Annotated in this window: 17 protein-coding genes; 4 read left to right on the top strand and 13 right to left on the bottom strand. The window is 69.3% G+C overall.

What is annotated here, in order from left to right; translation table 11 throughout:
- Positions 1 to 60: 60 nt before the first annotated feature.
- The 6 genes from hasA to HMPREF2581_RS12020 all read right to left on the bottom strand — a co-directional run bounded on the left by hasA (position 61) and on the right by HMPREF2581_RS12020 (position 5,899).
- A complete protein-coding gene (gene hasA / locus HMPREF2581_RS12045) occupies positions 61 to 678 on the bottom strand; it encodes a heme acquisition protein HasA (RefSeq protein ID WP_003115011.1) in 618 nt (205 codons plus the stop codon).
- 85 nt (positions 679 to 763) lie between these two features.
- The gene (gene hasR, locus HMPREF2581_RS12040) at positions 764 to 3,439 is read right to left on the bottom strand and encodes a heme uptake receptor HasR (RefSeq protein WP_003119598.1); all 2,676 of its coding nucleotides are present in this window, start codon (positions 3,437 to 3,439) and stop codon (positions 764 to 766) included.
- 209 nt (positions 3,440 to 3,648) lie between these two features.
- Positions 3,649 to 4,635 (bottom strand): FecR family protein, encoded by a 987-nt coding sequence (locus HMPREF2581_RS12035; protein WP_003138216.1) that lies wholly within the window; start codon positions 4,633 to 4,635, stop codon positions 3,649 to 3,651.
- A 64-nt stretch (positions 4,636 to 4,699) separates the two neighbouring features.
- Positions 4,700 to 5,215 (bottom strand): RNA polymerase sigma factor, encoded by a 516-nt coding sequence (locus HMPREF2581_RS12030; protein ID WP_003107536.1) that lies wholly within the window; start codon positions 5,213 to 5,215, stop codon positions 4,700 to 4,702.
- A 76-nt stretch (positions 5,216 to 5,291) separates the two neighbouring features.
- Positions 5,292 to 5,510: a hypothetical protein gene (locus tag HMPREF2581_RS12025; protein WP_003112066.1), complete on the bottom strand. Its 219-nt coding sequence runs from the start codon at positions 5,508 to 5,510 to the stop codon at positions 5,292 to 5,294.
- A 119-nt stretch (positions 5,511 to 5,629) separates the two neighbouring features.
- Entirely contained in the window at positions 5,630 to 5,899 is a 270-nt protein-coding gene (locus tag HMPREF2581_RS12020) for a DUF2790 domain-containing protein (protein WP_003091850.1), read from the bottom strand.
- A gap of 209 nt (positions 5,900 to 6,108) precedes the next feature.
- Here HMPREF2581_RS12020 and HMPREF2581_RS12015 point away from each other — a divergent pair, with 209 nt between their 5' ends.
- From HMPREF2581_RS12015 to HMPREF2581_RS12005, 3 genes are all read left to right on the top strand, one after another.
- Positions 6,109 to 6,375: a YebG family protein gene (locus HMPREF2581_RS12015; RefSeq protein ID WP_003091854.1), complete on the top strand. Its 267-nt coding sequence runs from the start codon at positions 6,109 to 6,111 to the stop codon at positions 6,373 to 6,375.
- Positions 6,376 to 6,410: 35 nt separating this feature from the next.
- Complete coding sequence (locus tag HMPREF2581_RS12010) at positions 6,411 to 6,995, top strand: hypothetical protein (protein WP_003122204.1); 585 nt, start codon at positions 6,411 to 6,413, stop codon at positions 6,993 to 6,995.
- Between the two features lie 93 nt (positions 6,996 to 7,088).
- Positions 7,089 to 7,487: a DUF2809 domain-containing protein gene (locus HMPREF2581_RS12005; RefSeq protein ID WP_016254272.1), complete on the top strand. Its 399-nt coding sequence runs from the start codon at positions 7,089 to 7,091 to the stop codon at positions 7,485 to 7,487.
- Here HMPREF2581_RS12005 and HMPREF2581_RS12000 read toward each other — a convergent pair whose 3' ends face one another.
- The 4 genes from HMPREF2581_RS12000 to HMPREF2581_RS11985 form a co-directional block, all read right to left on the bottom strand.
- The gene (locus tag HMPREF2581_RS12000; protein WP_003138213.1) at positions 7,488 to 8,600 is read right to left on the bottom strand and encodes a dihydrolipoamide acetyltransferase family protein; all 1,113 of its coding nucleotides are present in this window, start codon (positions 8,598 to 8,600) and stop codon (positions 7,488 to 7,490) included. It abuts the gene before it with no gap.
- A gap of 17 nt (positions 8,601 to 8,617) precedes the next feature.
- Positions 8,618 to 9,619: an alpha-ketoacid dehydrogenase subunit beta gene (locus tag HMPREF2581_RS11995; RefSeq protein ID WP_003138212.1), complete on the bottom strand. Its 1,002-nt coding sequence runs from the start codon at positions 9,617 to 9,619 to the stop codon at positions 8,618 to 8,620.
- Positions 9,612 to 10,709, bottom strand: coding sequence for a pyruvate dehydrogenase (acetyl-transferring) E1 component subunit alpha (pdhA, locus tag HMPREF2581_RS11990; RefSeq protein ID WP_003091858.1), 1,098 nt, complete (start codon positions 10,707 to 10,709; stop codon positions 9,612 to 9,614). Before pdhA ends, HMPREF2581_RS11995 begins: the two co-directional genes overlap by 8 nt.
- Positions 10,710 to 10,850: 141 nt before the next feature.
- The gene (locus tag HMPREF2581_RS11985) at positions 10,851 to 11,876 is read right to left on the bottom strand and encodes a Leu/Phe/Val dehydrogenase (protein ID WP_003091859.1); all 1,026 of its coding nucleotides are present in this window, start codon (positions 11,874 to 11,876) and stop codon (positions 10,851 to 10,853) included.
- A 245-nt stretch (positions 11,877 to 12,121) separates the two neighbouring features.
- On the opposite strand from HMPREF2581_RS11985, the gene HMPREF2581_RS11980 reads away from it, so the two are divergent.
- Positions 12,122 to 12,934, top strand: coding sequence for a SirB1 family protein (locus tag HMPREF2581_RS11980; protein WP_003138209.1), 813 nt, complete (start codon positions 12,122 to 12,124; stop codon positions 12,932 to 12,934).
- Between the two features lie 6 nt (positions 12,935 to 12,940).
- Here HMPREF2581_RS11980 and HMPREF2581_RS11975 read toward each other — a convergent pair whose 3' ends face one another.
- The 3 genes from HMPREF2581_RS11975 to HMPREF2581_RS11965 form a co-directional block, all read right to left on the bottom strand.
- Positions 12,941 to 15,424 (bottom strand): LuxR C-terminal-related transcriptional regulator, encoded by a 2,484-nt coding sequence (locus tag HMPREF2581_RS11975; RefSeq protein WP_003138208.1) that lies wholly within the window; start codon positions 15,422 to 15,424, stop codon positions 12,941 to 12,943.
- A 149-nt stretch (positions 15,425 to 15,573) separates the two neighbouring features.
- Complete coding sequence (locus HMPREF2581_RS11970) at positions 15,574 to 16,944, bottom strand: DUF1329 domain-containing protein (RefSeq protein ID WP_003138206.1); 1,371 nt, start codon at positions 16,942 to 16,944, stop codon at positions 15,574 to 15,576.
- Between the two features lie 56 nt (positions 16,945 to 17,000).
- The gene (locus HMPREF2581_RS11965) at positions 17,001 to 18,758 is read right to left on the bottom strand and encodes a DUF1302 domain-containing protein (RefSeq protein ID WP_003102337.1); all 1,758 of its coding nucleotides are present in this window, start codon (positions 18,756 to 18,758) and stop codon (positions 17,001 to 17,003) included.
- Positions 18,759 to 18,874 lie beyond the last annotated feature (116 nt).

Genomic DNA, 18,874 nt, shown 5'->3' with positions numbered 1-18,874 from the left:
CGCCAACTCCTCTCCGGCCTTTAGCGCAAGCAGTCCACGAACGCTATCGTGGACAGTTGCTCAGGCCGCCAGGGCCAGGTCGTGCGGCAGTTCCTGCACGCCGACCACGCCGACCTCCGCCGCTGCCGCAGCCGGGGTGGCATGGGCGACGCCGGCCGCGGCCAACTGGTCGAAGGTGGAGTTGATCGACAGGCTCGGGTCGACCGCTTTCAGCAGCGCGTCGATCTGCCCCTGCAGGGCGCTGCTGTCACCGCTCATCAGGCCGTAGACCACCTTGTGCACGGTGCCGTCGCGGCCCTGGGCGATCGGCGAATCCAGGCCCAGGTTGCTGAAGCTCACCTCCTGGCTGTCCAGGGCGTAGCCACCGCTGGAGGCGCCGCCGGTCAGGGTGTCGCCGAGGGCGATGCTGTCCAGCTTGCCCCACAGGGTGTGGCTGGGGTTGCTGAACAGGGTGTAGTGGAGGTCGCCGCCGGCGATGAAGGCCGCGTCGCTGGCGGTGCTCTTCAGCGCGTACTGGCTGCCGTCGAACGGACCGGGGTTGAAGCCGCCGGTATTACTGCCGTCCACCACCTGGCCCGGACGATGGTTGACGTCGCCGAAGTAGGCCGACCAGTCCGCCAGGTAATCCGCTACGGTCCAGCCGCTGTAGGTGGTGCTGTAGGAAATCGAAATGCTCATGCCAAAACTCCAATTCAACGAGTGGTGAATGCCGGAGCGCACGGATGCCCGCTCCGGTTTTGCCCTTCACTGGGCAAAACGGGGGTCAGAACTGGTATTCGAGGGTGCCTTGCAGGGTCCGCCCGCGGCCGAGGGTGAAGGCCAGCACGTCGCCCAGCGGCACCAGGTAGGCGCGGTCGGTGACGTTCTCCATGGCCAGGCGCAGGGTCAGCTCGTCGCTCACCCGGTAGCTGCCGTACAGGTCGTAGACGGTGTATTCCTTCCAGTCCGCCGGGTACACGCCGGCCTGCGACACCGTGGCGCCGCCGGCCACCGAGTAGCCTTCGCTGTAGCGGGCACGGGCGCCGACGTCCAGCCTGCGGTCGAAGAAGCGCATGCCCAGGGTCAGCGAGCCGCGGTCCATCGGCATGTGTTCGGCGGAGCCGAGCACCGCGCTGCAATGGGTGGCGGCGTTGGCCTGCTCGTCCGGCCGCATGTCGATCACCGGCGGGCGGCGACCGCTGCCCTTCACCGTCTGGGTGACGCCACCGAGCCAGGCGGTCTTCGAACAGAAGTCGTTGCTGCCGATCATGTGCGTGTAGGAGAGCTGCCCGTAGGCCAGCCCGGCATCGTAGTCGAGCTGGTACTCGACGCCACGGAAGCGCGTGCTGTCGAGGTTGTTGACGTAGGCGCTGTTGCCGATCCCGGCCATGCCGTAGCCCGGCGGCTGCATGCCCATGCCCATGAAGATGAAGTCGTCGACCCGGGTGTCGAAGTAGGCGACCTTCAGGCCCAGGCGGTCGTCGCTGAACCAGAGGTTCTCCTTCAGCACGTTGAAGCCGACTTCCCAGGCCTTCGAGCGCTCCGGACTGAGGAACGGGTTGGGGTACATGTTTTCCGCGCCGCCGCCGTGGGGGCGGCCGGTGATCAGGCTCTCGGTCACCGCCGGCGGGCGCCAGCCCTTGCCGTAGGTGGCGAACAACTGCAACCAGTCGACGCCGGGCTTGACCGACAGGCCGAAGGTCGGCGAGAAGCGCCCCTCCTCGCGGTCGACGGCGTATTGCAGCGGCATGTCGGTCTGCCGGGTGGTGCCAAGGATGAAGGTGCGCGCGTTGAAGCCGGTGTCGCCGCGCAGGCGGTAGCGGTCGTAACGCAGCCCGGCGTTGAGGTTGAGCCAGTCGTCGTAGTCGTAGTCGAGACGGGCGAACAGGCTACCGAGGGCGCGGTCGCCCTTGGGGGTCATGCCTTCGGCCGCAGGGAAGCCGACCGCCGAGGTGCTCGCCCGCGGCTGGCTGGAGTCCGGCCGCACCTTGTCGTAGAAGAACTCCAGGCCATAGTTGGCGCGCAGCGTGGAGAGATCGTCGAGAGCGAAGGTCGAGGTGTTCTGCGCCTGCGCGCCGTAGGTGTCGGTCTGGTAGGTGATCGAGTAGCCGGGGGTGATACCGCGTTGCAGGGTCTGCTGGCGGTTGCGGTTGTCGACGTAGTAGAGCTTGGCCTTGAAGTCCACCAACGGGTTGTCCGGCGCGTAGCCGTAGTCGATGGCGAAGTTCTGCGCACGCACGTCGCTGCTGCCGAGCTTTTCCCAGAGCGCCTGGTTCTCGGTGTTGAGCATGTTGGCGTCGTCGTAGGACACCTGGGTGGTCAGGTAGCTGAACTGCAGGCGCTGGTCCTGCGGCAGGGCGACGCCAAGCTTGGCCAGTCGCGAGCGCATCACATAGCCTGAGTAGGCCACCGGCGAATGCTTGACCCGCTGCCCGGCCTCGGGATTGAACCAGGCGCCGGTGCGCAGCTCGCCAATGCTGCCCTTGGTCCCCGGGTCGTAGTCGCCCAGGTGGCGCTCGCTGGCGGCGACCAGCATGTCCCAGACCTCGGTGCCGATGGCGAAGGCCGCGCTGCCGATGAAGTGGGTGCCGTTGGCGTCGCCGCCCAGGCCGCTGGTGAGGCGCACCCGGCCACCGACCTGCTTGCCCGGCCTGACCAGGTCGCGGGCCTCCAGGGTGCGGAAGTTGGCGATCCCGCCGATCACCCCGGCGCCACCCATGGCCGAGCTGGCGCCCTTGTCGATGACCACCTCGCTGAGCAGCTCGGGATCGACGTAGAGCGTCCCGTTGCGCTGCTGGTGGCCGCTCTGCTGGTAGTTCTGGCGCATGCCGTCGACCGACATGTTGACCCGCCCATAGTCCTGGATGCCACGGATGTTCACCGACAGGCCGGGGTCCTGCTGGCTCACCGAGGAGTACACCCCGGGGGTTTCCTCGAGCATGTCGGCGGCATGCCGCGGCGGGTTGCGCTCGATCTGCTCGCGGCCGATCACGCTGACCGAATGCGGCGTCTGGTAGACCCAGTCGTCCGGACGCGCGGCGGAGATCACCGAGGGCGACATCTGCACCAGGTCGTCCTGGCTGACGCGGATCAGGCTCAATTGGTCCTTGCCGGAGAAGCGGTATTCCACCGGGCTGCCCTGGAGCATCTGGCTCAGGCCGTCGGCCAGCACATATTCGCCGTGCACCGCTGCGCTGCCGAGACCGGCGAAACGCTGGCTGTCGAAGAACACCTGGACCCCGGCCTGCTCGGCGAATCGCAGCAGGGCGCGGTTCAGCGGTTGTGCCGGGATGTCCAGCCGGACCCGGCGCAGCGCGGTCTGCTGCTGGCTCGCCGAGTCCGCCCCGTCTTGCGCATGCAGCGGTAGCGCGGCCGTTCCCAGCAGGACCAGGCCCAGCCCCAGGGCCAGTTGCGCCCCCTTGCGACCGCCTCGCACGGCACTCCATCCACGATGTTTCATGACAGCGCCTACACTCCATCGTCTTGTGTAATAAGAATCAGTCTCGTTAAGAGAACGATGGAGGCAGGGAAAGTCAGTAACGGAAATCGAGAAAATTTTTCGCCGGCGGGATCCACGGCTCGAAAATGCGCTTCCCGGCCCCTGCCGGAACAAGCGCGCGGGGCGACTGCCCGGCCCGTGGTCGAGGCTCTCGGAAGCGATCGCGCCGCTCAGTACAGCAGCGTCACTCCCGCCAGGCCCAGGCTGCGCACGCCCAGCTCATCGCTGATCGACTGCAACGAGGCCTCCAGGTCGGCGACCCGGAATACCCCGCTGACCCGCCGCTGCGCCAACGCACCGGGAGCCACCAGCAAATGCCCCGGCCGGTAGCGATTGAGGCGCGCCACCACCTCGCCCAGCGGCTGCTCGTCGAAGACCAGCAGGCCGCGCCGCCAACTGGTCAGGTCGTCGAGGCGACCGCCCAGCGGCGCCTCGACGCCGCCCTCCGCGCTGTAGCGCAGGCTCTCGCCCTCGCCCAGCTCGCGGCGCCCGACGGTCCCCGTGCGCGGATGCGCCAGGGCCACCGCGACGCGGTGTTCGAGCACCCCGACCTGGACGCTGCCGTCGTCGTTGCGGCTGACCAGGAACCGAGTGCCCAGCGCGCGAGTGCTGCCGCCGGCGCTTTCCACCACGAAGGGCCGGGTCTCCCGGCCCGCGCGTGGGGCGGCGCGGAAGATCGCGCTGCCTTCGAGCAGGCGCACCCGTCGCTCGCGGCTGTCGTAGGCGACATCGATGGCGCTCTGTGCGTCCAGCTCGACCTCGCTGCCATCCACCAGCCGCAGGATGCGCACCTCGCCCTTGCCGGTGGCGTGGTCGGCCAGCCAGCTCACGCCGGCGTCGCGTTCGTTCCAGGCGCTGCCCAGGGCCAGCAGCACCGCCGCCGCCGCGGCCCAGCCGCGCCAGCCCTTGCGCCGCCCCCCGGCGCGGCGCGGCGCGCTGGCGACCGGCGTCTGAACCATCGTCCGCGGTTCGGCCAGCGATCCCAGCTGTTTCCAGGTCCGTTGCGCCAGCGCCAGCGCGGCCGGGTGCCGGGGGTCGGCCGCCAGCCAGCCGTCCAGCGCTTCGCGCCGGGACCGGTCGAGGTCGCCGCCGTCCAGGCGGATCGCCCATTCGGCGGCCTGCTGGCGGATCTGCTGTTGTTCCTGGGGGCTGTTCACGTGCGGCTCTCGTTGGTCGTTATAGAGGTTCAGACGCGCGAACCGGCAAGACTCGGTAATCCATTCAGCGGGAATCCTCGAGTGCCTGCATCACATGGGCCAGGGCGCGGGCCAGGTGCTTCTGCACCGAGCTATCGGAGATTTCCAGGCGTCTCGCCACCTCGGCATGGGTCAGCCCCTCCAGACGGTTGAGACGGAAGATCTCACGGGTGCGCGGCGGCAGTTCGGCGACTATCTCGCGCAGGCGGGCAAGCGCATCGGCATCCACCGCGGACTCCTCGGGGCCGGGCTGGTCGGCGACGAACCCGGCGAGGTCGTCGTTGGGGCGGGTCTCGGTGCGGCGCCGCCGTTCCTGCCGGTAATGGTCGATGGTGAGGTTGTGCGCGGTGCGGTAGAGATAGGCGTCGACATGCTCGATCGGCTCCTTGTGCCGCTGCTCGGCCAGGCGCAGGAAGCTTTCCTGCGCCAGGTCCGCCGCCAGGTGCGGATCGCGGGTCTTGCGCAACAGATACGACTGCAACTGCCGGGCATGCCTGAGAAACAGTGCCTTGAGATCCTGCTCCGCCAACGGCGCATCCACCCACGTCCTTTCAGAAGGGCAGCAGCATATTTTTTATGATAATGATTTTCAATCGTATTATTGTGAGATGCCGGGCTCAGCCGAACACCGAGCCGCCGCCGAGGTAGGCCAGGCCCGCGCCAAAGGCCGCCAGCGCCAGCGGCGGGCGCATCGGCGCGTCGTTGATGGCGAAGGCCAGTTGCGCCAGCGGAAACAGCAGCAGGCAGAGCAATGCGCAGGGGATCGAACGGCGGCCGCCGCTGGCCACGGACCAGACATAGCCGATGAGCAGGAGGGCGAAACCGAGGTCTTGCATGCCGGGCATCCTTGCGGGGCGGAAGGTATGCGCCGCGCAACGGGCGGCAGGCGCGCAACCTTAGCAGAAGCGCGGGAGCCGAGGAAAACCCGGCGCGGCCCGTGCCGCGCCGGGTTCGCTCAATTGCCGCTGCAACCGCTGCCCCAGGCCTTGTACTCGACGGTATGCCGCTCGCCCTGCGAGTCCTCGTAGACCAGGCGCGCCGGGACGATCCCACAGGCGCTCCACAGGTCGGTCTTGTAGATCACCCGGGCGATGTCCAGGCGCCCTTCCACGTAATGCTGGCGGAGCGATTTCGAGTCCGGGTTGGGTCCGTAGGGCTGCTGCTGCGCCTGGGCCAGCGGCGCCAGGCCGAGCAGCGCGACAAGTGCCAACGGGATCACTCTCATGAGGATGTCTCCTTGGTAGAACGTTCAGCCTGAAACTACGCTGCGGAGACTGTCAGGCTCATGAGCCCGGCGTGACATTTCTGTCAGACGACGACCGCCCCGGCAATGCGCCGGCAATCCTGGCGCTATCCACGGACGGCAAGACGCCATATACTGGATGGATAACCAGTCAAAGCAACCTTGCGACTCAGAAGGCACAGAGGTGATGAATGGCCGTCGAAGTGGTGTACCGCAGCAGCCGGGATCAGGAGCGTTTGTTCATGGACAAGGCTGAAGCCGATCGTTACGACAAGATGCTGGAGCTGGCGGAAACGCTGGCCGAGGTGCTGCAGAAGGCGGTGCCGTCGCTGAAGGAGGAACAGGTGGAAGAACTCGGCATCTTCATGGCGAAGAACCGCGACGCCTTCGCCCGCGCCTTCAAGAACCAGCCGGACGCCCTCAACGAACTGTTCGAGGAAAACGCCGCGGACGAATGAGCCGCCGCTGCAAGCAAAGCGCAAGGAGCCGAAACATGCCGCGACAACTTGCCGGCCTGCTGTGCGTCCTCCTCGGCCTCGCCGGTGCCCCTGCCCTCGCCTGCCCGTTCCGGGCCACGGACGCCGAGACACCGGCAGCCTCTGCCGGCGCCGCGCAGGTCCTGGCCCTGGGCGGCGCCGGCAGGCTGCAACTCGACCTGCAACGGGCCCCCGCCACCCTGCTGCACAGCGGCGACCTGCTGATCGCTCGCTACGCCGAGGGTCACTACCTCGCCCACCGCCTGCTCGAAGGCAACGAGATGGGCGCGGACGAGGGCGAACGGCTCGACCTTCCGCGACAGGTTCGCCTGCTCTTCGGAGCCCTGCCGCTGGACGGCCTGCCCGACGCCGAGCGCGAGCGTCTCCAGGCGCAGCGCCAGGCCCTCGGCCTGTGCGACCGGCGCGCCAGCGCCAGCCGCTACCGCGTAGCCGGCACCGAGGTCTATCGCCTGCGCGGCAGCCAGGCCGGCAAGCCCTACCACGCGCTCTACCTGCTCGACGGTCCCCAGGTGCACTACCTCGACAGCTCCGGCAGCGACGCCTTCGTCGAACAACTGCTCGCCAGCCTGCGACGCCGCTGAGTCCGCGCGGCGCTTGTCCGACCCGCGCCCGGCTTGCCGGAAACTGGCGCTTGCCGTACAACGCCCGGCAGCCCCATCGACCAGGAAGGTCCCATGCCCGCTCTCCCCGCCTCCCCCGTCCGCTCCCGACGCTGGTGCCTGGACCGGCGCAGCCTGCTGCTGGCACTGCTGCTGTTCGGCCTGCTGGTCCTGCTCGCCACCCTGGGCCGGCATTGGGGCTGGATACGCAGCTTCGGCGGCGACCTGCTGGCGGTGGTCTGGCTCTACTACCTGATGGGCAGCGCGCTCAGGGCGCCGGCCGCCTGGCTGGCATCCGCCGCCTTTGCCGTCGGCGCGCTGCTGGAACTGGGCCAGTACCTGGCGGCGCAACTGCATTGGCAATTCTCCAGCCCCGTGCTGCGCATCGTTCTCGGCAGCACCGCCGACGGCTTCGACCTGCTCGCCTATGCCCTCGGCGCGCTGCTGGCATGGTGGCTGGAGCGCCGGCGCTGATCAGCCGTCGGGCTGCTCCAGGGCGTTCACCAGTACCTTGAGGAAACGCGCCGCCTCGCCACCGGTGGCGGCGCGGTGATCGAAGCTCAGCGAGAGCGGCAGGATCGGGTGGATCGCCATCTCGCCGCGCCAGGCCACTACTTCGTCGCGGATGCCGCCGGCGCCGAGGATGGCCACCTGCGGCGGCACCACCACGGGGTTGGCGTAGCGGCCGAACAGGGTGCCGAAGTTGGATAGGGTCAGGGTCGCGCCGAGCATTTCCGCCGGCGGGATCGAGCGTGCCTGGACGTCTTCGCGCAGGCGCCGCATACCGGCGCGCAGGTCCTCCGCCGAACGCGCACCGACGTCGCGCAGCACCGGCACGAACAGGCCGTCCGGGGTGTCCACGGCGATCCCCAGGTCGAGCCGCTCATGCAGTTTCAGCGACAACGAGGCGCCATCGAACCAGGCGTTGAGGGTCGGCTCGGCGCGACAGGCCTCGGCCAGCGCCTGGGCCAGGCGGATCAACGGGTCGCGTGCGGTCTTCCAGCGATGCAGGTCGGCGTCGCCGTAGATCGTCACCGGCACCACCTCGGCATGCGAGCGCGCCATGTTCAGCGCCATGCTCCGCCGTACCCCGCGCAAGCGCTCGCCGCCGAAGCGTTCGCGGGCGCCCTGGGCGGCGGCCTCGACGTCGGCGCGGGTGATCAGGCCATCCGGGCCGGAGCCGCTCAGGCCGGCCAGTTCGACGCCCTGCTGGCGGGCGAACTGGCGCACCGCCGGGGTCGCGCGCGGTGCCAGGTGTTCGCGGGTGGACGGTGCGGCGCCGATGAAGAAACGGTCTTCCAGGGCGCTACCGCCGCCCTCCAGGCGCCCCACCACGGTACCGGCGTCCGCCTCCTCGCCCTCGAAGCCCACCAGCGGTTCGCCGACGTGGAGGATGTCGCCCTCGGCGCCGAACAGCTTGCCCACCACCCCATCGTAGGGCGCAGGGATGTCCACCAGCGCCTTGGCGGTTTCCACCGAGACCAGGCGCTGGTCGGCGCGCACGCTGTCGCCGGCCTTGACGTGCCATTCGACGATTTCCGCTTCCTGCAGGCCCTCGCCCAGGTCGGGCAGCTTGAAGTGCTTCATGGTCGTCTCCCCTCGGCTCAGGCGTAGCCGAGCACGGTGTCGCAGGCCGCCAGGATGTCCTCCACGGCGGGCATGTACAGCGGTTCCAGGCGGTACAGCGGCGGCGGGATATCGGCCGCGGCGACCCGCTGGATCGGCGCCCGCAGATCGAACAGGACGCGCTCGTAGAGGCTCGCGGCGATTTCCCCGCCAAGGCCGCCGCTCTTCGGCGCCTCATGGACGATCACGCAGCGACCGGTCTTGCGCACCGAAGCTTCGAGGGTGTCGAGGTCGAGCGGCTTGAGGCAGGCGACGTCGATCACTTCGGCCTCGATGCCGCGCTGCGCCAGGCGCTCGGCGGCCTGCAGGGTCTCGTGGACGCTGGCGCCCCAGCTGACCAGGGTCAGGTCGCCGCCTTCGCGGAGGGTGAAGCAACTGTCCAGCGGCAGGCGCCGGGCGTCGTCCGCCAGCGGCTGCGGGTTCATCCGGTAGAGCCGGGTCGGTTCGAGGAAGATCACCGGATCGGGATCGTCGATCGCCGCCAGGAGCAGGCCGTAGGCCCGCGCCGGCGACGACGGCACCAGCACGCGGACGCCGGGGATGTGCGCGAACATCGCCTCGGTCGCCTCGCTGTGGTGCTCCGGCGCGCGGATTCCCGCGCCCATCGGCGTGCGCAGCACCAACGGGCAGGCCAGGCGGCCGCGGGTGCGATTGCGCAGGCGGCTGGCATGGGACACCAGTTGCTCCATGGCGGCGTAGATGAAGCCCATGAACTGGATCTCCATCACCGGCTTCAGGCCCTGGGCGGCCATGCCGATGGACAGCCCGGCGATCATGTTCTCCGCCAGCGGCGTATCCAGCACCCGCTTGAAGCCGAAGCGCTCGCGCAGGCCGAGGGTGGCGCGAAACACCCCGCCGTTGACCCCGACGTCTTCGCCCAGCACCACCACCGCCTCGTCCTCGGCCATGGCCCGGTGCAACGCCAGGTTGACCGCCTCCAGAAGGGCCAGGCGTTTCGCTTCGCCGTTGCGCTCATTCATGTTCGGCCCCTCCCTGCCGCCGCGCGGCGCGTTCCAGCAATTGCTCGCGCTGCTCCTCCAGGGCCGCCGGCCAGCGCGCGTAGACATGCTCGAACAGTGCCTGCGGCGCCTGCGCGGCGAACGTCTCGAAACGCTCCACCGCCTCCTGCACCCGCGCCTGGCACTCACCCACCAGCGCCTGCTCGCGCTCCTCGTCCCACTGGCCGCGGCCGGCGAGGAAGGCGCGCAGGCGCTTGATCGGCTCCTCGCGCCAGGCCTGGTTGACCTCCTCGGCGGAACGGTAGCGGCTGGCGTCGTCGGCCGTGGTGTGGTCGCACAGGCGATAGCTGATGCACTCCAGCAGGGTCGGCCCCTTGCCCTGGCGCGCGCGCTCCAGGGCCGCGCGGACGCGTTCGGCGACCGCCAGCACGTCGTTGCCGTCCACCTGTTCGCCGGGGAAGCCGGCACCCACCGCCTTCTCCGCCAGGGTCGGCGCGCCGCACTGGATGCGCCGCGGCACCGAGATCGCCCACTGGTTGTTGTTGACCACGAAGAGCACCGGCAACTGCCAGGCGCCCGCCACGTTCAGCGCCTCGAGGAAATCGCCCTTGCTGGTGGCGCCGTCGCCGCAGGTGGTCACCGCCACCCGGTGCTCGCCGCGGATGCGGAACGCCGAGGCGACCCCGCAGGCATGCAGGGCCTGGGTGGCGATCGGCACGCAGATGGGAAAGTCCTGCGCCGCCAGCGGTTCGGCGTAGTCGCTGCCGCGCTCGTCGCCGCCCCAGTAGAGGAGGATGTCCTCCATGCGCACACCGCGCATCAATTGCACGGCGGTATCGCGGTAATAGGGCACCAGCACGTCTTCGGCGCGCATCTGGCTGCCGATGGCCACGCCGATGGCTTCCTGGCCGAGGGTTGGCGCATAGGTGCCGATCCGCCCGGTACGCTGGAGGGCCACCGCCTTCTGGTCGAACAGGCGGGTCAGGAGCATCTGCCGGTAGAGGCCGACCAGCGCATCGCTGTCGCCGGCCCAGGCGGGCAACTCGCCGAGGGGCCGACCGTCACTGTCGAGGTAGCGGGTGAAAGGCGGGTCGATCCGGTTGTGAACCATCGCAAACCTCCTCCGCACGCCGGGTAGGCGTGCCGCTCAGGGTCGCGCCGCGGGTGGCGGCGTGCACGCGCGGCGCCGCGGGGGTGGCCCGCACTGCCGCTGGCGAGGCCCGCTGGCGGCCCCGCCGGAAACGCCGGCCCGTCACTGCGGGCCGTAGAGAATCCGTTCCGCCAGACGGTCGGCGATCCGCGCCGGCGACTGGTGGTCGGCCTGGGCATGGGCATAGATCTCGGTGAGCCGCGCGGGAATCCGCGCCAGGTGCGCGGTGATGCTGTGCGGGTCGGCGCCGCGGTGCTTGAGGGCGACGTAGATCAGGCCGCCGGAGTTGATCACGTAGTCCGGCGCATAGAGGATGCCGCGCGCCTCCAGCTCGTCGGCGACCTCCGGCCGCTCCAACTGGTTGTTCGCCGCCCCGGCCACCGCCGCGCAGCGCAACTGGCTGACGCTCTGGCTGGTGAGCACGCCGCCCAGGCCGCAGGGCGCGAGGATGTCGCAAGGGGTGGAGAGCAATGCCTCCGGCGCCAGCGGATGGGCACCGAGCTGCTCGACGGCCAGTTGCACCCGGCCGGGATCGAGGTCGCAGACCAGCAGCTCGGCGCCGACCGCCGCCAGTTGCTCGGCCAATGCGTAGCCGACGTGGCCGAGCCCCTGCACCGCGACCCGCAGGCCTTCCAGGTCGTCGCTGCCGAGGCGCGCCTGGGCGCTGGCGCGAATCCCGGCGAACACGCCGAGGGCGGTATGCGGCGAGGGGTCGCCGGCCTGGGTGGTGCTGGTGACGTGGCGGGTCTGCTGGGCGATGCAGTCCATGTCGGCGCTGGAGGTACCGCTGTCCACCGCAGTGATGTAGCGTCCGCCGAGGCTTTCGATGAAGCGCCCGAAGGCCTCGAACAGCGCGCCGCGATTGTCCAGGTGCGGCGGGCGGATGATCACCGCCTTGCCGCCGCCCTGCTCCAGCCCGGCCAGGGCCGCCTTGTAGCTCATGCCCTGGGCCAGGCGGATGGCGTCGCCGATGGCGGCTTCGTCGTTGGGGTAAGGCAGGTAGCGACAACCACCCAGCGCCGGGCCGAGTCGCGTGCTGTGGATGGCGATAATGGCCTTGAGTCCCGTGGCCGGGTCTTGGGCGAGGTGGAGACCCTCGAGCCGGGCCGCGTCCATCATGTCGAACATGCTGGGGCTCCCCTGCTTGCTGCTTGTTGTCCGGGCCGGGCCGTTGCCGCCCGGCACCTTCAGTATAGGCAGGCGTCGGCGAAACGCCCGCAAGGCCGACGACCAGGCGGCGGCGCTCGCCGAGCCGGGTACTGGACGAAGCTTCGGCGGACGGTTACAACCTTGGGGTCCGCCCGCTCGAAACCGGCCCCGGCGTGCTCCGAACGGCCCGTCCGCAGCGATCCAGGCGCACCAGGAGGAAAGCCATGGACCCGCGTCAAGCCTGCCTCGATTGTCTCGCCCAGGAACCGCCAGCGCTGTTCGAGGCGGCCCTGTGGATCGCCGCGGAGCACCTCCCGGCGTATTCGCCCGCCCACGCCCTGCGCGAGCTCGACGAACTCGTCCGGCAGATCGGCGCGAGCCTGGACGATCGCGCCTCGGCCAGCGAGCGCGCCCAGGGGTTGCTGCGGCGAATGAGCGAACAGGGTTTCTGCGAGGACGACGACTTCCCCCTGCAACCGCGCTCGGCCCTGCTTCCGCTGGTGCTGCAGCGGCGCCAGGGACAGCCGTTGTCGCTGGCGCTGGTGGCCATGGAACTGGCGCGGCGGCTGGACATTCCGCTGGTCGGAGTGAACTTCCCGGGACGCTTCCTGCTGCGCGTGCCGCAGGCCGACCATCTGCTCGACCCGGCCACCGGACGGCGCCTCTATCCCACCGACTGCCGCGAACTGCTGCTGCGCCTGCAGGGGCCGAAGAGCGAGCTGCAGGCCGCCTACCTGAAGCAGGCCTCTCCCGGGGAAATCCTCCAGCGTCTGTCGCGCAACCTGCGACAACTGCACAGCGCCGTCGGCGAGCCGCTGGCCGCGCTGAAGGATGCCCAGCGGGTGATCGAACTCGGCCCGGTGGGCGCCGCCGACCACGAGGCCCGCGCCGGCCTCTATCGGCAACTGGATTGCCCGCAGGCGGAACGCTACGACCTGGAACGCGCGCTCTTGCTCAGCGACGATCCCACCGAGCAACTGCGCCTCGGCCAGCGCCTGGGCGAACTCGCCCCGCCGACCGGCCGCGCCCTGCACTGAGGCCGCTCAGGCGAGCAGGCCGAGGGCCTTGGCCCGCGCCACCGCCTGGGTCCGGCGGGCCACCCCGAGCTTGCCGTTGATCCGCCGGGCGTGGGTCTTCACCGTGTGCAGGGAAATGAACAGTTGCTCGCCGATCTCCTGGTTGGAGCAGCCCTGGGCGATCAGGCCGAGCACCGCCAGTTCCCGGCAACTGAGCGGACTGAGCCCCTCCTCTTCTTCCCCCGGCAGGGCGGCGAACAGTTGCGGCTGGCGATCCCGCAGTCGCCGCTGCGGCAGTTGCAGGCCCAGCCGCTCCGCCAGTTCCAGGCCGCTGCGCAGGGTTTGCTGGGCCTGGGGCAATTGTCCGGAGAGGAACTGGCACTCGGCGATACCCATGCGCACTTCGCAGAGCAGCGTCTGCCGCCCCTGCGCCTCGAGAATGGCGAGCAGCCCGCGCAGCCGCGCTTCGGCGGCGGCTGCCTCGCCGCTGTAGAGTTCGGCCAGTGCCAATTGGTGCTCTACCCGCGCTTCCAGCTCCGGTTCAGAGGGCGGCGACAGGCGCGCCCGTCCCGGCTGGAAGTAGGCGCGGACCCGCAGCAGGATCTCCCGCGCCTGCGCCGGCCTTCCCTGCTGCAGGGTCAGGGCGGAGCTGACCAGCAGCAGCGCGCCGCGATACAGCGGATCGGGGACATGGCGCTGCTGCATCAGCCGCTCGACCTCCAGCAGGCGGTTGAACGCCGCGTCCAGGTCGCCCTGCCCGGCTTCCAGCAAGGCCAGTCCCAGGTAGCCGTAGAGCGCCCAGGGATCGAGATTCTCCCGTGCCTGCTCCAGCCCCAGCCGATACCAGTGCCCGGCCTCGACCTCGCGGCCCTGCTGCAGGCACAGGCGCGCGCGGCGCAGGGCGATCCGGCCGAGCATCGGGCTGCCCTGCTGGCCGAGGTCCTCCAGGTAGCGCTGGGCGCGATCGAGGACGCCTTCCGCGCGCAGCAGTTCGCCGCGCTGCTCCAGCCACTGCGCCCGCTCCAGTTCGATCAACGCCTCGAAGATCAGGCTGTCGTGCTCGCGCGCCAGGCGCAAGGCATCGCGGCCGATCAACCGCGCCTGGTCCATCCGCCCCTCGATCATCGCCAGTTGCATCAGCGCCGAGCGGCAGATCAGTCCCTGCGACCAGGCGTCCTCCGGCAGTTGCTCCAGCGCCTCGCGCAGGTAGTCGGCGGCGCCGCGCTCGCCGCGGCAGTGCAGGAGGATCCCGAACAAGCCCTGCCATTGCGCCAGCAGCACCCGCTGGCGGGACGCCGAGGGCATCGGCAGGAAGCGCGCCAACTGGCCGATGCAGTCCTCGGCTTCGGCCAGGCGTCCGGCGTAGAGCAGCGTCCAGGCATTCAGGATCACCAGGCGCGGCGTGCTGGCCAGCAGCGCCGCCGGCAGTTCGTCGCGCAGGGCCAGGACCATGCCGATGTTGTGGCCGTGCAGCAATTGCTCCTCGGTGAGCTTCTGCAACAATCCGGCGGCGGTTTCCGGTTCGTCGGCGGCCAGCGCCTGGTCGACCGCCTCGCGGGTCTCGCCGTGTTCGGCGAACCATTCGCAGGCTTCCCGGTGGAAGTCCCGCTGCGGGCGCTGCGGCGCTTCGCGCCAGGCCTCGCGGATCGCCGGCGGCAGGCTGTAGCGCTGGTTCGCATCGGCCAGCAGGGGGAAGCCCCGCGCCAACAGGTCGTCCAGCCCGTGGGGCAGCTCCTCGAACAGCCGGCGGAACAGCTCCGGACCGACTTGCGGCAGCCAGGCCAGGGCACGCGCGGCGTCGGCCAGCGGCGGCGGCAGCTCGTCGAGCAACTCGTGCTGGAGATATTCCTGCAACAACGGTCCGGCCGTCTCTTCGCCGACCAGCAGGCGCAAGCGCAACGCGGCGCACCAACCGCCGCTGCGTTCCAGCAGTGCCCCGGCCGTAGTGGCATCGGCGCTGCGCCCGTGCAGGCGGAGCAGTTCGGCGACCTCGTCGGTATCGAACGCCAGCAGGCCGCCGTCGACCTCCAGCAACTCCCCTTCCAGCAGCAACCGCGCCAGGTTGCACTGCGGCCGCCGCCGGCTCGCCAGCCACCAGCCCACCCGTGGCGAGGCCGCGCTCAACAGGCGATCGAGGCAGGCGTCGAGGGCGGGGTCGGGGTGCCGTGGGTAATCGTCGAGCAGCAGCCACAGCGCGGAAGCGTTACGCAGCCGCCGGCACAGCTGCGCTTCGTCGCTGTCCTCGGCCAAGCCGAGGGCGCCGGCCAGGCGGCGGCGGAAGGTCACGGGGTCCAGCGCTTCCCCGCCCAACGCCAGCCAGACCACCTGCACGCCAGGCGGCGCCCGCCGCGCGCATTCTCCGAGGAGGACGGTCTTGCCGCTGCCGGCGGGCGCGCAGAGCAGTCGCAGGCGGCATTCGCCGCGCAGCAGCGGCTGGTGCAAACGGGGCCGCGGCAGGTGCTGCGGCGGCAGCCGCGGCAAGGCGGCGGGCAGCTCGGTCGGCTCGGTCATGGCAGTGCTCTTGTTCTGTCGAAGCGCCTTGCCGGGAGCCTAGACCGCGCCTGCCCCGCTGCTGAACGATGATTGCGCCGGGTGATGGGCCGTCATAACGAACGAGCGCGTCGGCACAAGCCGCCACGCTCGTCGCGACTGGGCGGGACTCAGCGTACCCCTGCGTTGCGCAGGGCGGCCGGCGTGTAGTCGGCGGACGAGGCCTTGAAGCCGAACTCGTAGCCGCGCTTCTCCTCGTTGTTCATGCCCAGCGCCAGGTAGCGACCGGCTATCACGTCGTAGAGCGCCTCCAGGGTGTAGCCGGCGACCTTCTGGTCGTAGTGGTACTGCGCGTGGCCCTCGCCGACCCGCCAGAGCTGGCCGCGACCGTCGTAGTGGTCGACCAGGGCGATCTGCCAGCTGTCCTCGTCGATGTACATGTGGCGCTTGGCGTAGATGTGCCGCTCACCCGGCTTCACCGTGCCGACCACTTCCCACACCCGGTGCAGCTCGTAGCGGGTCAGGTCCTGGTTGATGTGCCCGGCCTTGATGATGTCGCCGTACTTCAGGGTCGGGTCGTTGAGCTTGTAGGCGTTGTAGGGGATGTACATCTCGCGCTTGCCGACCAGCTTCCAGTCGTAGCGGTCCGGGGCGCCGGAGAACATGTCGAAGTTATCCGAGGTGCGCAGGCCGTCGGCGGCGGTGCCCGGGCCATCGTAGGCCACCTGCGGGGCGCGCCGCACGCGGCGCTGGCCGGCGTTGTAGACCCAGGCCAGGCGCGGCTCCTTGACCTGGTCGAGGGTCTCGTGGACCAGCAGCACGTTGCCCGCCAGGCGCGCCGGCGCGGTCACCTGCTGCTTGAAGAAGGTGAGGATGTTGGCCGCCTTGCTCTGGTCGAGGTCAGGCATGTTCTGCGGGAACGCCACCGACTCCTCGAAGCGGATCGGCGTGAAGCTGCCGTTGGTCTGCGGGGTGGCCTGGACGATGATGCGCTTGAGGTTGCCGCCGCGGTAGCGGGTGATGTGGTTCCAGAGCACTTCGACACCGTTCTTCGGGATCGGGAAGGCGTAGTAGCGGCTCTTCTCGAAATTCGACAGGCCGTTGCCGTCGTTGATCGGCTGCACGTTCAGCGCGCTCTGCCTGACCGCCTCGTCGATCTCGGCCGGCAGGGCCACCGTGCGATGGGTCTTGTACACCGGGATCCGGTAGGTCTCGGGGTAGCGCTTGAACATCGCCAACTGGCCGTCGGAGAGCTTGTCCTTGTATTGCTCGACGTTCTGCGCGGTGATGGTGAACAGCGGCTTCTCGTCGGCAAAGGGATCGGAAAGGAAACCCTTGCCGTCGACCTTGCCGGCGCTGGCCGCAAGGCCGCCGGTCCAGGCCGGGATGCTGCCGTCGGCGTTGCCTTCCTTCTGCGCGCCGATGGGGGTCAGGCTGCTGCCGAGCTTGGCGGCCTCGTCGGGCGAAACCGCCGCCGTCACCGAACCGGCCAGCAGGCTGAGGGCCAGCGCCCCGGAGGACAGGAGTCGTGCTGTTTTCATGCGTCGTTATCCTTGTTCGTATCCGCGAAAGCGGCCGCCCCGAGGGGCGGCGGACCTCAGAAGTTCACCCCGAAGCTCACCGCGAGGAAGTCGCGGTCGTTGATCGGGTTGTAGTTGCCGCCGAAGAAGTCGGTGTAGCTGATGCTGGCGGTATAGGTGTTCTGGTAGTCGGCATCGAGGCCGACGCTGACGGCCTTGGCGCCCTCGCTGAAGTTCGGCCCGTAGCCCTCGACGTCGTGCGACCAGGCCAGGTTCGGCTTCAGGTTGACCCCGGCGAACACGTTGGGATATTCGAGGATCCCGCGCAGGCGGTAGCCCCACGAGTTGCGGGTGTAGAAACCGTGGCTGTTGCACTCCTGCGGGTTGGCCACGTTGAGCGCGCCGGTGCACAAGGCGTTGTTCGGCAGTTCGCCGATGCCGTAGATGGCGTCGCGGCCGTAGCGCAGGTCGTCGCCGTCGACCCCGCTGAGGTGGTTGTAGCCGACTTCGCCGACCACGGTCAGGCGGTCGGCCGCCAGTACCCGGTCGAAGAACTGGGTGACGGTCACCTGTGCCTGGGTCACCGGCTTGCGCACGTAGCCGTTGATCACCTCGCCGGCGCGCGGGGTGGCGAAGCCGCTGTCGTAGATCGGGTTACCGAACAGGGTGGTCGGGTAGATCGCGGCGATCGACATGTCGGTGCTGTTGATTTGTAGCGGCATGTTCGGCCGGTAGCTCAGCTCGCCGGCCACCGAGGTGCTGCCGATGTTGGTCTGGAAGCTCAGGCCGTAGAGGCGGATGTCCTCGGGATAGTCGATGAAGTAATAGCCGGTGGAGCGCCCGGTGACCGGGTCGGAGGTGGCCAGGCCGTTGCCGGCGATCACGCTGTAGTACGGGTTGCGACTGTGGTAGTTCATCGCGTACAGGCCGAACTCGGTGTCGTTCAGCTCCGCCGCGTACCAGCGCAGGGCCAGGCCCCACTGGCCGCTGTCGCGGGCATCGCGATCGCCGGCGCGCGGCAGGTAGCGGTAGCCGTTGGCCGGGTTCGGGTCGAAGTCGCTGCCGGCGTAGACCATCCGCTCGCAGCCATCGGCGACCACGTCGGTGGTGGAGAAGAAGGTGCCGCAGTTGTCGATCACCGTCTGGTCCCATTCCAGTTGGTAGAAGCCTTCGACGGTCAGCGCGTCGCTGATGCCCTGGGACAGGTAGAGCATGTTCACCGGGATCAGGCCTTCCTTGATCTCCGCGCCGGGCCGGCGGAACGCGGCGACGTCCATCGGGTTGATGCTGTTGATCGAGTTCTGGATGAACGTGCTCTCGCCCCAGCTCACCACCTGCTTGCCGACCCGCACGCTGCCGGGCAGGTCGCCGATGCTGTAGTTGTGGTAGAGGAAGGCATCGAGCAGCTGCGCCCCGGAGGACTTGGCGCCCTCCTTGCGGTTGTGGTCGTCGATGTCGTAGAGCAGGCGGTGTTCGTCCTTCAGCTCGAAGTCGTACCAGTACTTGCCACGGAAGAACGCGCCGGTGTCGCCGTACTTGAGTTCGAGATCGTGGATGCCCTTGAAGATCTTCGAGAAGGTTTCACCCTTCTTGAAGTTGAGCCGGCCGTCGTCGGAGGTCTGCGACGAGGCGTGGCCGCCGTTGCGGGTGCCGATGTAGTCCTTGTCGGCGGAACGCATGGACCAGCTGGCCCCCACCGACAGCGACGAGTCGAATTGCCCTTCGATCTCCCCGATGTTGAATGACACGGCCGAGGCCTGGGTGGCGCAACCCAGGGCTGTGGCCGCAGCGAGTGCGTGCAGAGGGAAGATTCCGCGCCTTTTTGTTGTTGTCATGCGGCTCTCCTGACAGGGTCGAGGTGGCTACACCCTACCCAGCGACCCGAACGGCGGTAAGCGCACCAAGGAGGTATTCCGGCTGTCGCCCGAAAGAGTGAACAGGGGCCCTGGAA

It is taken from the genome of Pseudomonas sp. HMSC057H01 (assembly GCF_001836405.1).
Classification (GTDB): domain Bacteria; phylum Pseudomonadota; class Gammaproteobacteria; order Pseudomonadales; family Pseudomonadaceae; genus Pseudomonas; species Pseudomonas aeruginosa.
The sequence above is the reverse complement of the archived record's forward strand: the minus strand, read 5'-3'. Positions and strand labels throughout refer to the sequence as shown.

Bases quoted from the DNA above. Each gene is read 5' to 3' on its own strand.
- HMPREF2581_RS11965 (WP_003102337.1), bottom strand. From the start codon at position 18,758: ATGACAACAACAAAAAGGCGCGGAATCTTCCCTCTGCACGCACTCGCT.
- hasR (WP_003119598.1), bottom strand. From the start codon at position 3,439: ATGAAACATCGTGGATGGAGTGCCGTGCGAGGCGGTCGCAAGGGGGCG.
- hasA (WP_003115011.1), bottom strand. From the start codon at position 678: ATGAGCATTTCGATTTCCTACAGCACCACCTACAGCGGCTGGACCGTA.
- HMPREF2581_RS12005 (WP_016254272.1), top strand. From the start codon at position 7,089: ATGCCCGCTCTCCCCGCCTCCCCCGTCCGCTCCCGACGCTGGTGCCTG.
- HMPREF2581_RS12020 (WP_003091850.1), bottom strand. From the start codon at position 5,899: ATGAGAGTGATCCCGTTGGCACTTGTCGCGCTGCTCGGCCTGGCGCCG.
- HMPREF2581_RS11995 (WP_003138212.1), bottom strand. From the start codon at position 9,619: ATGAATGAGCGCAACGGCGAAGCGAAACGCCTGGCCCTTCTGGAGGCG.
- HMPREF2581_RS11980 (WP_003138209.1), top strand. From the start codon at position 12,122: ATGGACCCGCGTCAAGCCTGCCTCGATTGTCTCGCCCAGGAACCGCCA.
- HMPREF2581_RS12010 (WP_003122204.1), top strand. From the start codon at position 6,411: ATGCCGCGACAACTTGCCGGCCTGCTGTGCGTCCTCCTCGGCCTCGCC.
- pdhA (WP_003091858.1), bottom strand. From the start codon at position 10,709: ATGGTTCACAACCGGATCGACCCGCCTTTCACCCGCTACCTCGACAGT.
- HMPREF2581_RS11975 (WP_003138208.1), bottom strand. From the start codon at position 15,424: ATGACCGAGCCGACCGAGCTGCCCGCCGCCTTGCCGCGGCTGCCGCCG.
- HMPREF2581_RS12025 (WP_003112066.1), bottom strand. From the start codon at position 5,510: ATGCAAGACCTCGGTTTCGCCCTCCTGCTCATCGGCTATGTCTGGTCC.
- HMPREF2581_RS12000 (WP_003138213.1), bottom strand. From the start codon at position 8,600: ATGAAGCACTTCAAGCTGCCCGACCTGGGCGAGGGCCTGCAGGAAGCG.
- HMPREF2581_RS12015 (WP_003091854.1), top strand. From the start codon at position 6,109: ATGGCCGTCGAAGTGGTGTACCGCAGCAGCCGGGATCAGGAGCGTTTG.
- HMPREF2581_RS11985 (WP_003091859.1), bottom strand. From the start codon at position 11,876: ATGTTCGACATGATGGACGCGGCCCGGCTCGAGGGTCTCCACCTCGCC.
- HMPREF2581_RS11970 (WP_003138206.1), bottom strand. From the start codon at position 16,944: ATGAAAACAGCACGACTCCTGTCCTCCGGGGCGCTGGCCCTCAGCCTG.